We start from the raw sequence: 13859 nt of genomic DNA, 5'->3' as shown, positions 1-13859 counted from the left end.
AAGGCGTCCGGCTGTCCGGACGCGGTCGCTCAGACGACCCGGGTCGCCCCCGCGAACGGCATCTCGTCGATGGGGGCGATCCGCACCGGCGCCGAGGGATTGGGCGCGTGGATCATCTGGCCGTTGCCGATGTAGATGCCGACGTGGCTGATGCCCGAGTAGAAGAAGACCAGGTCGCCCGGCTGGAGTTCGGAGCGGGAGACCCGGCGGCCGGCGTTGATCTGGGCGTAGGTGGTGCGGGGGATGGAGACGCCGGCGGAGCGGTAGGCGGCCTGGGCGAGGCCCGAGCAGTCGAAGGAGTCGGGGCCGGTCGCCCCCCAGACGTAGGGGCTGCCGAGCTTGGCGTAGGCGTAGGAGACGGCGGCCGCGGCACGGGAGTCGGGGGCGGCGACGCTGCCCTGGCTCAGGGGGGCGCGGGCGTCCGGGGCCGAGCGGGAGGCGCGTGCGCTGCCGTCCGAGGCGGTGACGGCCGCCCGCTGCTGTGGCGAAAGCCGGTCCAGCAGCTGCCGGGCCTCGCCGAGCTTGCCGTTGATGGCGGTCTTCTGCCGCTTCAGCTCGGCCTGCCGGGACCGCAGCGAGGCCAGTTCGACATGGGCCGCGCCGCGCAGCTGCTCGATCTCCCGCAGCTGCCCGCGCACCCGGGTCACCGCACCGGCCTGCCGGTCCCCGGCCCGCTCGGCGAGGGCGGCGTCCTCCAGGTACTGGTCGGGATCGCTGGACAGCGCCAGCTGCCACGCCGGATCGATACCGCCGTCGCGGTACTGCGCGGCCGCTATCGAGCCGAGGGCGTCCCGCGCGGAGTTGAGCTTCTCCTGTTTGCGGGCGGTCTCGTCCTGCAACGACTTCAGCCGCCGCTGGGTGGCGTCGGCCTTCTCCTTGGCCCCGTCGTACTTCTCGGTGGCCACCTCGGCCTCCTGGTACAGCTGGTCCACCTTGGCCTTCACCTGCGCCGGTGTCAGTTGCGGCTCGGCGTGTCCGGTCCCTTCGAAGCCCGTCGCGGTGGCCGCGCCCGCCAGGGCGAGGGTGGCGGCCGTGCGGGCCGTATGGCCGCTGAGCGAGCGCTGTCGGGGCTTGCGGTGCACTGCCACCTGGACAGTCACGTCCTTTCGTACGACCGCCGTCTCGTCCGTGAGCACGCCAGGGGGAGCGTGCGGGGGCCGCGGGGGAGCGGAGGACGCGTCCGGCGGCGGCCCGCACAGGGGGAGCGGACCGCCGCCGGACCTTCTCGGCGGTGGTGTCCGACTGCCGCCCCTGGCCCGGGCGGCGGTGGGGAGTCGGTCACCTGGGGGAGGACGCTAGGCCCGGATGTGTCGGCTTGGTAACGCGATGCGCGGAATTGGCGTGACCGGATCGTTACCGACCGGTATGTGGCGGTGATTCCGGCCCGGAGCCGTCGGCTTCGCGGGGCGGGATGACCGAAGCGGCGGTTCCAGGGCTGGCGGGGGCGGTGGGGTGCTATGGGGTGCATATATGCGGACCCGGGAGAGGGGGCCGGTGACCGGGGCGCCAGGGGACCCTGATTAGGCTCCGGGGCCATGGGCGTACTCATCCATCTCTTCGTCGGCCTGCACATCATCGGCATCGCCGCGCTGCTCGGCGGTTTCCTCACCCAGATGAAGGCGATGGGCCAGGGCACGGCCCGGTTCGTCCCCGGGATGCTGCACGGCGCGTTCACCATGCTCGCGACCGGGGTGATCCTGGTCGGCCTCAACGAGGCCGACGACCACCACGTCAACACCGTCAAGATCGGCGTCAAGCTCGCGCTGCTGATCGTGATCCTCGGCCTCGTCTACGTGAAGCGGGACGACGAGAAGGTGGAGAAGGGCGCGTTCGGCCTGGTCGGCCTGCTGACCATGGCGAACATCTTCATCGCCGTGCTGTGGACCTGATCGCCGCGCTGGGGTCCTGACGGTCAGGAGACCTTCCCGAGGGCGGCGCGCCCGGCCGCCGCCGCCCCGGCCGCCACCGTCAGCCAGGCCGCCACCGCGACCCAGACCAGCACCTGCCCCGGCCCCTTCAGCCACGGGATGTCGAGAGCGGCCTCGGTGGACAGCGTCGCCACTGCCGTCATCCCCATCGGGAACACCGTCGCCCAGCGGCGCACGTCGTAACGCGGCCGGGGCCGTACCGCCTCCGCGACCAGCAGGACGGCGTACCAGGCGAGGTCCAGGACCAGCAGCGCCACCGTCACCGTGCGCAGCACGCCCCGGTCGTCGTCGTTCCACAGGTACAGCCGGGCGCTGTCGGCGGCCAGCAGCTTCGCCCCGGCCAGCGCGGAGATCGCGAGCGCCCCGCCCGCGATCCACTGGTCGCCGGGCCCCTCCAGGACCTGCCGCCGGTCGAAGCGGGCCAGGGCGAACCCGTACAGCACCAGCCCCAGCCAGAACAGCACCAGCGCGGCGTGCGCGAGCCAGGCCGCCGTCAGGGCCGCCGCCAGCGTCGCGGCCAGGACGGCCAGCCCCTGCGTGGCCACACAGTCCAGGAACACCGCACCGGGCATGCGCCGCGTCCAGTGCCGTACGACGAGGATCAGCAGCGGCGGCCACAGCACCGCCGACAGCGCCAGCAGGGCCTCGGCGAGGGTCTGCCGGCCGAGCGCCGAGAACCGCGTCCCCAGCACCGTCGTGGCCGCCACCGCGGTGAGCGCGCCCGGCGTCCGCGCGTCCGTCAGCCACCGCCCGCGGTCCAGCAGCAGGCGCGCGACGAAGTCCACGGCCAGCCCCGCCCACGCCACACACGCCAGCACCAGCGCGATCCGGGACAGGGTCTCGGCCCCCGTGAGATGCAGACCGACCGACACGATGCCGGTGGCCATCACGGCGGCCCCGGCCGCCGGCGGACGCTGCGCCCACCAGGCGCGGAAGGGGGAATTGCCCGACATGTCGCCGATGCTAAGGAGCATCACCCGCGGTGTGGCCGGGGCACGCGCGCGAGGAGTGCGAAAACCGCGCGGGCGCGGGACAGGGGAGTGGGCGCGGGGCGCCCGAGGCTCGGCGACGTGCGCCCCCGGCCCGGCCCGCCCCGGCCCCGGTCCCGCCCCCTGTCCCCGTCAGCTCAAGCCGGTCGCACCACGCTGTGGATGATCGACTCGCCGCCGTAGTAGATCGACTCCTCCCGGACGTACGCGCCGGGCTTCGGGGCGTGGATCATCATGCCGTTGCCGATGTAGATGCCGACGTGGCTGACGTCGTCGTAGAAGAAGACCAGGTCGCCGGGCTGGGCGTCGGCGAGGGAGACGGTGGTGCCGGCGTTCACCTGGTCGTAGGTGGTGCGCGGCAGGGAGACGCCCGCGGCCTTCCAGGCGGCCTGCGAGAGCCCGGAGCAGTCGTAGGAGCCGGGGCCGGTCGCTCCCCAGACGTACGGCTTGCCGATCTGCGCGCGGGCGAAGGCGATGGCCTTGGCGGCCTTCGTGGCGTAGGAGGAGTCGGAGGACGAGGAGCCGCTGGAGGACGACGTCGACGAGGAGGACGACGAGGTGTCCTGCTCGGCCGCGGCAGCGGCGGCCGCCTGCTGCTTCGCGAGCTCCGCGGCCTTGCGCGCCGCCGCCTCCTGCTTCTGCTTCTCGATCTGGGCCAGCCGCGCCTTCTCCTGCGCCGTCAGCTTGGAGAGCAGCTCCCGCGCGGAGGCCAGTTTCGTCTGGACGGTGGTCTTGGCGGTCTTGAGGTCGTCCTGCGTCTCGGTGAGCGTCTCGAGGCTCTTGGCGGCCTCCTGCCGCTTCTTCATGGTCGCGGACTGCTGGGTGGCGTAGTCGTCGACCGCGTCCTTCTGGCGCGAGGTCAGCCGGCTCATCAGCTGCGTCTGGTCGAAGTAGTCCTGCGGACTGTCCGCGAGCAGGAAGGTCGCCGTGTCGGGGGCGCTGGCGCCGGTCCGGTACTGGGCCGCGGCGAACGACCCCAGCTCCTCACGCGCCTTGTTCAGCCGGTCCGTGCGCTTGGCCACGTCGTCGAGCAGGGTGTCGACCTGCTTGCGCTGCGTACCGGTCTTCTCCTTGGCCGCGTTGTACTTCTCGGTCGCCGACTCGGCCTGCCGGTAGAGGTCGTCGACCTTCTTCTCCACCTCCTCCATGCTCGGCTTGCCGTCCGCGGAGGGCGCGGCGTTGGCCGTCTGCGAGAGCAGGGCGACGGAGGTGAGGGCGGCGGTGGCCAGGGCGGGGGTGCGTATGCCTGCTACGCGCGTTCCCGAGGGGCGGGACTTGCGGTGCGACGCCAACGGAGGCGACTCCTTCCATGTTCCGCCTACCGAGTTAGCTGTCGGGTTCGGGCGGGTGGTTCGGAAGGGTTGCCCTACGGTCCCTCCCCGGGAGGGGAGTTGGGACCGATTCACCCCAAGGTCGGTGTGGGTCCCCGGCTCCGGACGCGCGAGGGCGTCCCGGACTCGGCGGAGGCCGTACGGCCCGGCGACGTTCGCCGGTGGGTGTCGTACGGCCTGACCGGCACGCTAGCCAACTCGTGTGGCCCGTGTGAAGGTTGATGTGCGATATGCCCGATACATTTTCGTGACCTTGGCGTTCGGGCGAGTTCGGGCCGGGTGATTCAGGGTGTTGTGGGCGATTTGCCGGGTGTTCGATGCGGCGGCTTCCGGACCCGCGTGGTCGCCCTCGGCCGCTCGCAGCCGCGCGTGACGTGCGCCGACCGGCCGTGACGGAGGGAATCCGTGCGGTCACCCGGGCGAGTTTTCGGGGTGGCGGCCGGTTGTCAGTGGGGCGGCCTAGACTCGGAGAGCGATGAGCAGCCTCTTTGACGACAGCTTCCTGGCGAGCCTCCAGCCCCCGCGCGGCCACGAGGAGGAACCCCCGCCGCCGCCCGAGGACGAGCACGTACCGGAGCCGATTCCGGACGACCTGTTCGGCGGGAAGTTCGACGCGCCCCCGGACCGGGACGCCCACTACCGCGACGGCGCCCCCCGCCCCGCCCTGGACGCGGCGGCGCTCCTGGACGGACTGAACGACAACCAGCGGGCGGCGGTCGTGCACGCCGGCTCCCCGCTGCTCATCGTGGCCGGCGCCGGCTCCGGCAAGACGCGCGTGCTCACCCACCGCATCGCCCACCTCCTCGGCGAGCGCCATGTCCACCCGGGCCAGATCCTCGCGATCACCTTCACCAACAAGGCCGCGGGCGAGATGAAGGAGCGCGTCGAGCAGCTCGTCGGCCCGCGCGCGAACGCGATGTGGGTGATGACCTTCCACAGCGCCTGCGTGCGGATCCTGCGCAGGGAGAGCAAGAAGCTCGGCTTCACCTCCTCCTTCTCGATCTACGACGCGGCCGACTCCAAGCGGCTGATGGCCCTGGTCTGCCGCGACCTGGACCTCGACCCCAAGCGCTACCCGCCGAAGTCGTTCAGCGCCCAGGTCAGCAACCTGAAGAACGAGCTGGTCGACGAGGAGGACTTCGCCGCCCGCGCGAGCGACGGCTTCGAGAAGACCCTCGCCCAGGCCTACGCCCTCTACCAGTCGCGGCTGCGCGAGGCGAACGCCCTCGACTTCGACGACCTGATCATGACCACGGTCAACCTGCTGCGCGCCTTCCCGGACGTCGCCGAGCACTACCGCCGCCGCTTCCGGCACGTCCTGGTCGACGAGTACCAGGACACCAACCACGCCCAGTACGCCCTTGTGCGCGAGCTGGTCGGCACCGGTGCGCCCGAGGAGACCACCCCGCCCGCCGAGCACGACCTGCCCCCGGCGGAGCTCTGCGTCGTCGGCGACGCCGACCAGTCGATCTACGCCTTCCGGGGCGCGACGATCCGCAACATCCTCCAGTTCGAGGAGGACTACCCGAACGCGACGACGATCCTCCTGGAGCAGAACTACCGCTCCACGCAGACGATCCTCTCCGCCGCCAACGCGGTCATCGAGCGCAACGAGTCCCGCCGCCCCAAGAACCTGTGGACCAACGCGGGCGCGGGCGCGCAGATCACCGGCTACGTCGCCGACACCGAGCACGACGAGGCGCAGTTCGTCGCCGACGAGATAGACCGTCTGACGGACGCGGGCGAGGCGAAGGCCGGCGATGTCGCCGTCTTCTACCGCACCAACGCCCAGTCCCGTGTCTTCGAGGAGATCTTCATCCGCGTCGGCCTGCCGTACAAGGTCGTCGGCGGTGTCCGCTTCTACGAGCGCAAGGAGGTCCGGGACGTCCTCGCCTATCTGCGGGTGCTGGCCAACCCGGAGGACTCCGTCCCGCTGCGCCGCATCCTCAACGTCCCCAAGCGCGGCATCGGCGACCGCGCGGAGGCGATGATCGACGCCCTCTCCCAGCGCGAGAAGATCAGCTTCCCGCAGGCGCTCAGGCGCGTCGACGAGGCGTACGGCATGGCCGCGCGGTCGACCAACGCGGTCAAGCGGTTCAACACGCTGATGGAGGACCTCCGTACGATCGTGGAGTCCGGCGCGGGACCGGCCACCGTCCTCGAAGCCGTCCTCGAACGCACCGGCTACCTCGCCGAGTTGCAGGCCTCCACCGACCCGCAGGACGAGACCCGGATCGAGAACCTCCAGGAACTCGCCGCCGTGGCCCTGGAGTTCGAGCAGGAGTCCGGCGAGGGCGAGCAGCCCGCCGGGCTCGCCGCCTTCCTGGAGCGGGTGGCCCTGGTCGCCGACTCCGACCAGATCCCCGACGACGACGAGAACGGCGACGGCGTCATCACCCTGATGACCCTGCACACCGCCAAGGGCCTCGAGTTCCCGGTGGTCTTCCTGACCGGCATGGAGGACGGCGTCTTCCCGCACATGCGCGCCCTCGGCCAGACCAAGGAACTGGAGGAGGAGCGGCGCCTCGCGTACGTCGGCATCACACGCGCGCGGGAGCGGCTGTACCTCACCCGGTCGTCGATGCGCAGCGCCTGGGGCCAGCCGTCGTACAACCCGCCCTCCCGCTTCCTGGAGGAGATCCCGGGCGCGTATCTGGAGTGGAAGCGGACCGGGGCGATGGCGCCGGTGTCCTCGGGGCCCGCGTCGAGTGTGGCCGCCTCGCTCTCCTCGTCCCGCTCGCGCTCCTCGGCGTCGGGGGCGTCCGGTTTCGCCACCCGGCGGACCTCGGAGAAGCCGGTGGTCTCGCTGGCCGTCGGCGACCGGGTCACCCACGACCAGTTCGGCCTCGGCACGGTCGTCGGCGTGAAGGGCACCGGCGGGAACGCGGAGGCGACGATCGACTTCGGGGACGACAAGCCGAAGCGGCTGCTGCTGCGGTACGCGCCGGTGGAGAAGCTGTAGCCGCAGACGAATGAGCCCCGCTTCCCGGAAGCGGGGCTCATCGATCGGATCGGCATCAGGTCGGGTCGAGCCCGTGGCTCCGCAGCCACGGCAGCGGGTCTATGGCGGAGCCGCCCGCAGGCCGGACCTCGAAGTGCAGGTGCGGGCCGGTCGAGTTGCCGGAGTTGCCGGAGTACGCGATCGCATCGCCGGCCTTCACGGTCGTACCGGAGGCGACGCGGTACGACGAGAGGTGGCAGTACCAGGTCTCCGTGCCGTCCTTCGCCGTCACGATCATCATGTTGCCGTAGGCGCTGTTCCACTTGGTGGAGACGACGCCGTCGGTCGCGGCCATCACCGTCGTGCCGTAGGAGACGGGGAAGTCGATGCCCGTGTGGACGGACATCCAGTTCACGCCGGCCTGGCCGAAGTAGGCGCTGAGCCCCCGCTGCGTGACCGGGAGGGCGTACTTGGGGCGCAGCCGCTCCTTGCGGGCCGCCTCCGCCGCCGCCTTCTTCTTCTCGGCGTCCTGCTGGGCCTTGAGGTCGATGCGCTCCTGGGTCCGGCTGGCCCGGTCGGCGAAGTCGTCGGCACCCGCGGAGAGCGTCTTCAGCTGGGCGTCCAGCTTGCTGTTGGCGGCGGACGGTTTCACCGACTGCGCGTCCGAGGCGGAGGCCGTGGTGTCCTTGCCCTCGCCGGTCAGGCTGCCCACGGAAGCGGCCGCGATCCCGGCCACGCCCATCACACACGCGGAGGGCACGGCGACGGTCAGCAGCGCGGAGCGCTTGGGAGGCGTACGACGGCGGGAACGCGCCCCCGCACGGGAGCCGGCGCGTGTCGTCGAGGCCGAAACGTCCGGGGCGACCTCTTCCTGATCCTCCAGCAGTGGCGTTACTGCAGGTAGCTCACCGGTCGCGGACAACTCGCCCTCGGCCGGGAGATCCTCCGCGAACTCCTCGTGCTCCGGGTGCCCCTCGTACAGCTCGTGCGCTTCGTGCTGGTCGTGCTGTTCGTACTGGTCGTGCGCCTCGTACTGCTCGTGGCCCTCGTACTGCGCGTGCTGCTCCTGCGGCTCGTGGTCGGCGGGCTGTGCCGGGGTGCCGTCGGAGTTCCACTGCGTGGCGTCGTACGCGCCGGTGTCGAAGGCCTGGGTGCCCCACTCCCACTGCTGGGTGGCGCCGGCCGCGACCGGCTGGTCGGGCTGGAGCCAGGCGTTGGCGTCCCAGTGGCCACTGGTGTCGGCGACCGTCGGGTGGGCCGGGTGCGCGGCCTGCGCCGGGACGGTCCAGGCGGTGCTGTCGTAGGCGCCGGAGTCGTAGGCGGCGTGGTGCTGGGCCGCGTACGGGTCGTAGTTCAGCGTCTGGTCGCCGACCGTCTGCCACTGCGTGGCGTCGTACGCGCCGGTGGTCTGGGTCTGGCCCGGCAGGCTGCCGAAGAGCGGGTCGCTGTGGAACGAGGCGCCGGTAGCGGCCTGGTCGCCGTACGTGGTGAAGTCGCCGTACTGGGCTTCCTGGGTGCCGTACGGCGCGTAGTGCGCCTGGCCGGCGTCGGAAGCCGGGGCCGGGGTGGTCATGGTCCCCGACGGGTGACGGTCGTTCACCAACTTCTCTTTCGCCTCGACAACAGGGGCTGCCAGAGCAGTGCGGCGACTGTACCCGGCGGTATGCGGGCGCGACAATCTTCGGCAGGTTTCGTGGTTTCGGGAAACGGGCATTCGGCCGTGTTTCGGGGGACGGCGGGCGCGGGTTTGGCCTTGTGTTCGAGGAGTGTTCGATGGCTGGGCGGTCCCAAGCCCGCTCCGGCGGCCGGTCCTTGCCCGCCCCGGTCCGCCCGGACCGGCCGTCAGGCCACCGTCAGACCGCCCGCTGTCCGCTCCTCCGCGCGTGTTTCGTCCAGGGCCTGTCGTATACCGGTGGCGACCGCCGGGTGGACGGGCAGGGCGAGATGGCCGATGCCGGTCACCTGGACATTGGTCGCGTCGAGGTCCGGATGGTCGATACGGGCCGTCTCCACCGGTTCCATCAGCGCGTCGAGGTCGCTCCAGAAGCTGACGAACCGGGTACGGCAGCCGGGCGCGGGCCGGGTCAGCTCCTCGATCACCTCCGAGCCGGGGCGCATCTGGCGCACGATCGGATGCGCGTCCGCGAGTGGCGCGACCCGTGTGCCGGCGTGCGGGGTGCCGAGCGTCACCAGGGTGCCGACGCGCAGGTCGCCGCCGAGCCGCTGCACGTAGTAACGCGCGATCAGTCCGCCGAGGCTGTGCCCGACGATGTCGACCCGGTCGCTGCCCGTGCGCTCGCAGATCTCCTCTATGTGCCGGCCGAGCAGTTCGGCGGCGGTGCGGATGTCGCAGGTCAGCGGCGAGTAGTTGAGGGACTCGACGCGCTGGCCGCCGTGCTGGGCGAGGGCGCGGCGCAGCAGGACGAAGACCGAGCGGTTGTCGATGAAACCGTGCAGCAGCACGACCGGCGGGGCCGCCCGGACCGGCAGCCGGGCCGCGCCGTCACGCTCGGTGGGCCGCGCGGGCGGCGCGGGCGGGCGGCGCTCCGGGGTGAGGCCGGTCGGGTAGAGCAGCAGGTGCCCGGCGAGGATCGCGGCCTCCAGGGCGGTCGCCTTCAGGAGGGCCAGTGACAGGTCGGCGAGCCTGCCGGGCAGGAGGCGGCGGCAGAGCGGGAGAAAGGGCTCCAGTGCCCCGGTGACCTTCATCGGCCGACCTCCTGTCGGCACGCGGAGAGCGGCTCCGTCCCCCGTGTGCCCTCATGGGGGGCCGGGCGGAGGTGGCGAGGGTACGACGACGGGCCGCATCGCATGCCCGTATCGCCCCCGCGGACCACGCTGCGGCTCCCTGACGTGTCCCACTGTCTGTGATTTCCCCCTCGGTAACCTCCGTGAAACTGCCGGTTGCGGGATGCTGGAGATAACGTTCGTTCACTCGCGGCGGGTGGTAGAACGCGCCGAATGTGCGGTACTTGTCGGTACGGATGGATGTCGGCACGTTCGTTACATGGTCATGGAGGCAGCGATGGGTGTGGCAGCCGGTCCGATCCGTGTGGTGGTGGCCAAACCGGGGCTCGACGGCCATGACCGCGGGGCCAAGGTCATCGCGCGGGCGCTGCGCGACGCCGGCATGGAGGTCATCTACACCGGGCTCCACCAGACGCCCGAGCAGATCGTCGACACCGCCATCCAGGAGGACGCCGACGCGATCGGTCTCTCCATCCTCTCCGGCGCCCACAACACCCTGTTCGCCGCGGTCATCGACCTCCTCAAGGAGCGGGACGCCGAGGACATCCTCGTCTTCGGCGGCGGCATCATCCCCGAGGACGACATCGCCTCCCTCAAGGAGAAGGGCGTCGCCGCGATCTTCACTCCGGGGGCGACGACGGGGGCGATCGTGGAGTGGGTACGGGAGAACGTCCGGCAGCCGACGGAGGCGTAGGCCGCGGTGCGGTGGGCCGACAGTGGTGGTGCGGGGCGTTCGAGGTGCCGTCCACGGGGCTGCGGGTCGTGTGTGGACTGCGGCGCCGTTGTGGCTTGTCGCGCAGTTCCTCCCCCAGCCTTCGGCCGGGGGTACCCCCAGCGCCCCTGACGGGGCGCGTATTACGGTGCGTGTTCCAGTTCCGTCAGCATCGCCGCCCGGAGTCTCAGTGTCGTCATCAGGCGCTGGAACGCTTCCGCCCAGTAGCCGCCGGCTCCCGGTGACGCGTCCTCCCGTTCGTCCGGTACCGCCAGCAGGGCGTCGAGCCGGGACGCCTCCGCCGGGTCCAGGCAGCGCTCGGCCAGGCCCATCACCCCGCTGAAGCTCCAGGGGTAACTCCCCGCGTCCCGCGCGATGTCGAGGGCGTCCACCACGGCCCGGCCGAGGGGCGCGGACCACGGGACGGCGCACACGCCGAGCAGCTGGAACGCCTCCGACAGGCCGTGTGCCGCGATGAACCCGGCCACCCACTCGGCCCGCGCCACGCCCTCCAGCGTGCCCAGCAGCTTGGCCCGCTCGGCCAGCGACACCGCCCCCGGACCGCCCGCCTCCGGCGCCGCCGGGACCCCGAGCAGCGCCCTCGCCCACTCGGCGTCCCGCCGCCGCACGGCGGCCCGGCACCAGGCCGCGTGCAACTCGCCCTGCCAGCCGTCCGCCACCGGCAGCGCCACGATCTCCCGGGGCGTACGGCCGCCGAGCCGCGCCGGCCAGGTGGTGAGCGGGGCCGCCTCCACCAACTGCCCCAGCCACCAGGACCGTTCGCCACGACCGGTCGGCGGCTTGGCCACCACCCCGTCGCGCTCCATGCCCGCGTCGCACTCGGGCGGCGCCTCCACCGCGATCACCGGCCCGCCCCCGGTGTGGTCGACCGCCACACACGCCGCGGCCCGCACCGCCATCCGTCCCGCCAGCGCCGAACCCGGCAGCGCGGACAGCAACTCGGCCGCCGTCGTCCGCACGTTGCGGCTGCGGTCCGACAACGCCTGCTCCAGGAACGGCTCGTCCCCGGCGGCCAGGCCCGTGCGCAGCGAGTCGAGGAACATCAGCCGGTCCTCGGCCCGCTCCGTGGCCCAGGTCCCGGCCAGCAACTCGCGCGCCGCCCCGGGCGTACGGGCGCGCAGCGCGGCCAGCAGCGCGACCCGTTCGGCGAACAGCCCCTCCTGCCACAGCCTCCCCGTCGCCTCGGCGTCCTCGGGATCGGGCAGGGTCGTGCCGCCGCCGGGGGCCGCGCGCAGGGCGAACCGCCAGTCCTGGTTGAGCCGGGCCAGCCACAGCGCGCGCGGTCCGGCGAAGGCCAGCGCGGCGGGCCGCAGATCGGTACGCCCCCGGGCCGCGTCCAGCAGCGCGGGCAGTGTCTGCGGGGGCGCGGCGAACCCGTGCGCGTTGGCCGCCGCGAGCCACTGCGGCAGCAGTTCCATCAGGTCGGGCGAGGTGCCCCGACGGCCGCCGGTCCCGGTGCCGGGGCGGTCGGACAGCAGCATCGTCAGCCTGCGCGCCGCGGCGGCGGGCAGCGCGGGGCGCGGGTCCGCGGGGGCCGGTTCCGGGCGGCGGGCCGCCGGTGCCGTCGCCGGCCGCAGCCCGGCCCGTCGCCGTACGGTCGCCACGGCCGCCTCGTCCAGCAGGGCCGACGGCGCCTCCCGGCCGGACCCGCCGGTCGCGGGCGGCCGCCGGTCGGTGCCCAGCAGCGCCGTGGTGACGAGCTCCTCCCAAGCGGTCACGGGGTTCCCCTTCTGTGAGTCGGTTCGGTCGCCGATGGTCAGCACAGCGGCACCGCCTGCCCCGCTGCCTGCGGCCAGGCCGCCAGCGGGGTGAAGCCGAGGTGGCCGCACTCGCCGAAGACCGTGACCGGGGCGCCGCCGGACAGCGCGACCAGCCGCCACAGACCCGGCCGGGAACGGGCGACGGGAGACAGTGGCAGCGCGCGCTCGGCCGCCGCGTCGGCCAGTTGCCAGGAGTCGCCGTCCGGGACGGGCACGACCCGGTCCAGGGTCACCGGCACCGACTCCAGCCACGGGTCCTCGCGCAGTGCCTCCCCGTAGCGGGCGGCCGCCTGCTCCGTCGTCAGACCCGGCGGCCGTATCGGGAGGGGAGCGGGCGCGGCGAACCGCTCGCCCAGCGCCGCCCGGTGGCCGACCGCGCCGGGGTAGTAGGACAGCTCCGCCTCCAGGGCGAGGCCGACCGGCAGCGCCAGTTCGGGTGCGCGGCCGGCCGCGCCGAAGGAGAGGAGCAGCGCCGTACGGCCCGAGTCGGCGCCGTGCAGCCAGATCCGGCGGGTCGTCAGTTTCGCGTCCACCGTGTCGTACTGGGCGAGGACCAGCCAGCGGTCGCGCACCGACGGGCCGTCCGCCGAGGCGGGCAGGCCGATTCGGGAGCGGACCGTGGCGGCGAGCGCCTCCGGCAGCCGGTCGCGGCGCAGCCAGCCCTGGTCGAGGAGGTGCAGCAGCGCGCACTCCTCCAGCAGCCGCACCGGCCAGCCCGGTCCGGAGGCCGGTATCGCCCCCAACTCACGGACCCTGGCGGCCAGTCCGGGCGCCTGGGCGTCGACCATCCGGGCCGCCGTCTCCTCCCACAGCCCGTACCCCGTCTGCTCGGCCGCGGCCAGGCCGCCGCGCAGCAGGTCGGTCAGCCGCTGCTCCAGCTCCGTGGCCCCCGCGGTGACCCGCTCGGCCCGCTTCTCCGCCCGGCGCCGGGCCGCCTCGGGATCGGCGGCCGCCGGGGAACTCCCGCCGCTCGCCGCCCGTTTGTCCTCCGCACGCCCGCGCCGGCCCGCGATCCACTGCGCGGCCCAGTCCGGTGGCCGGTCCGCCGCCGGCACCGTGTCGTCCTCGCCCGCCCAGAGCAGGAGCAGCCCGAGGGCATGCTTGCAGGGGAACTTCCGGCTAGGACAGCTGCACTTGTACGCGGGCCCCGCCGGGTCCGCGATGTCCACGACCGTCTGGTACGGCTTGCTTCCGCTGCCCTTGCACAGTCCCCATACCGTCCCCTCCTCGCTGCTCCCCGCCCCGGACCACGGCCCCGCCGCTCCGAGCTTGCTTCCCGCTTTGCGTGACGCGGCGTCAGGCGCCAGTGCCAGCACCTGGTCCGCACTCCAGCGCACCCCCTGCTGAGTCATGTCATCGAAGGTAGATCCCCCCACTGACAATCGGCCCTGCGAGCGCATTTGCACAGGTCAGGGCGATTGTCAGTGGCGTG

The 13859-nt window shown here is 72.8% G+C and carries 10 protein-coding genes and 1 riboswitch; of the genes, 3 read left to right on the top strand and 7 right to left on the bottom strand.

The window, feature by feature from the left end; genetic code table 11:
* Positions 1-29: 29 nt before the first annotated feature.
* A complete protein-coding gene (locus tag ACGFZS_RS13420; RefSeq protein WP_393795467.1) occupies positions 30-1088 on the bottom strand; it encodes an NlpC/P60 family protein in 1059 nt (352 codons plus the stop codon).
* Between the two features lie 447 nt (positions 1089-1535).
* Between ACGFZS_RS13420 and ACGFZS_RS13415 the strand changes: the two genes are divergently transcribed.
* On the top strand, positions 1536-1889 hold the full coding sequence (locus tag ACGFZS_RS13415) for a hypothetical protein (protein WP_393538042.1): 354 nt from the start codon (positions 1536-1538) through the stop codon (positions 1887-1889).
* 23 nt (positions 1890-1912) lie between these two features.
* On the opposite strand, the gene ACGFZS_RS13410 is transcribed toward ACGFZS_RS13415, so the two are convergent.
* On the bottom strand, positions 1913-2881 hold the full coding sequence (locus ACGFZS_RS13410) for a tellurite resistance/C4-dicarboxylate transporter family protein (RefSeq protein WP_393795193.1): 969 nt from the start codon (positions 2879-2881) through the stop codon (positions 1913-1915).
* Positions 2882-3054: 173 nt separating this feature from the next.
* Positions 3055-4209, bottom strand: a complete 1155-nt coding sequence (locus ACGFZS_RS13405; RefSeq protein WP_393795192.1) for an NlpC/P60 family protein — start codon at positions 4207-4209, stop codon at positions 3055-3057.
* An 8-nt stretch (positions 4210-4217) separates the two neighbouring features.
* Positions 4218-4390: riboswitch (cyclic di-AMP (ydaO/yuaA leader) on the bottom strand.
* A 333-nt stretch (positions 4391-4723) separates the two neighbouring features.
* On the opposite strand from ACGFZS_RS13405, the gene pcrA reads away from it, so the two are divergent.
* Positions 4724-7210 (top strand): DNA helicase PcrA, encoded by a 2487-nt coding sequence (pcrA, locus tag ACGFZS_RS13400; RefSeq protein WP_393795191.1) that lies wholly within the window; start codon positions 4724-4726, stop codon positions 7208-7210.
* 55 nt (positions 7211-7265) lie between these two features.
* On the opposite strand, the gene ACGFZS_RS13395 is transcribed toward pcrA, so the two are convergent.
* Both ACGFZS_RS13395 and ACGFZS_RS13390 read right to left on the bottom strand, forming a co-directional pair.
* Positions 7266-8789 carry a M23 family metallopeptidase gene (locus ACGFZS_RS13395; RefSeq protein WP_393795190.1) on the bottom strand — a complete coding sequence of 508 codons (1524 nt, stop codon included), beginning with the start codon at positions 8787-8789 and terminating at the stop codon, positions 7266-7268.
* Between the two features lie 242 nt (positions 8790-9031).
* Complete coding sequence (locus ACGFZS_RS13390; protein WP_393795189.1) at positions 9032-9895, bottom strand: esterase/lipase family protein; 864 nt, start codon at positions 9893-9895, stop codon at positions 9032-9034.
* Between the two features lie 316 nt (positions 9896-10211).
* Here ACGFZS_RS13390 and ACGFZS_RS13385 point away from each other — a divergent pair, with 316 nt between their 5' ends.
* Positions 10212-10628, top strand: a complete 417-nt coding sequence (locus tag ACGFZS_RS13385; protein ID WP_393795188.1) for a cobalamin B12-binding domain-containing protein — start codon at positions 10212-10214, stop codon at positions 10626-10628.
* A gap of 161 nt (positions 10629-10789) precedes the next feature.
* Here ACGFZS_RS13385 and ACGFZS_RS13380 read toward each other — a convergent pair whose 3' ends face one another.
* Complete coding sequence (locus ACGFZS_RS13380) at positions 10790-12421, bottom strand: DUF5691 domain-containing protein (RefSeq protein WP_393795466.1); 1632 nt, start codon at positions 12419-12421, stop codon at positions 10790-10792.
* A 2-nt stretch (positions 12422-12423) separates the two neighbouring features.
* Positions 12424-13779, bottom strand: a complete 1356-nt coding sequence (locus tag ACGFZS_RS13375) for an SWIM zinc finger family protein (RefSeq protein WP_393795187.1) — start codon at positions 13777-13779, stop codon at positions 12424-12426.
* Positions 13780-13859: the final 80 nt, after the last annotated feature.

It is taken from the genome of Streptomyces sp. NPDC048288 (genome assembly GCF_043201555.1).
Lineage (GTDB): Bacteria > Actinomycetota > Actinomycetes > Streptomycetales > Streptomycetaceae > Streptomyces.
Note: the sequence above shows the minus strand (reverse complement) of the source record. Positions and strands in the feature narration are given on the sequence as shown.

Bases quoted from the DNA above. Each gene is read 5' to 3' on its own strand.
- ACGFZS_RS13415 (WP_393538042.1), top strand. From the start codon at position 1,536: ATGGGCGTACTCATCCATCTCTTCGTCGGCCTGCACATCATCGGCATC.
- ACGFZS_RS13390 (WP_393795189.1), bottom strand. From the start codon at position 9,895: ATGAAGGTCACCGGGGCACTGGAGCCCTTTCTCCCGCTCTGCCGCCGC.
- ACGFZS_RS13375 (WP_393795187.1), bottom strand. From the start codon at position 13,779: ATGACTCAGCAGGGGGTGCGCTGGAGTGCGGACCAGGTGCTGGCACTG.
- ACGFZS_RS13410 (WP_393795193.1), bottom strand. From the start codon at position 2,881: ATGTCGGGCAATTCCCCCTTCCGCGCCTGGTGGGCGCAGCGTCCGCCG.
- pcrA (WP_393795191.1), top strand. From the start codon at position 4,724: ATGAGCAGCCTCTTTGACGACAGCTTCCTGGCGAGCCTCCAGCCCCCG.
- ACGFZS_RS13385 (WP_393795188.1), top strand. From the start codon at position 10,212: ATGGGTGTGGCAGCCGGTCCGATCCGTGTGGTGGTGGCCAAACCGGGG.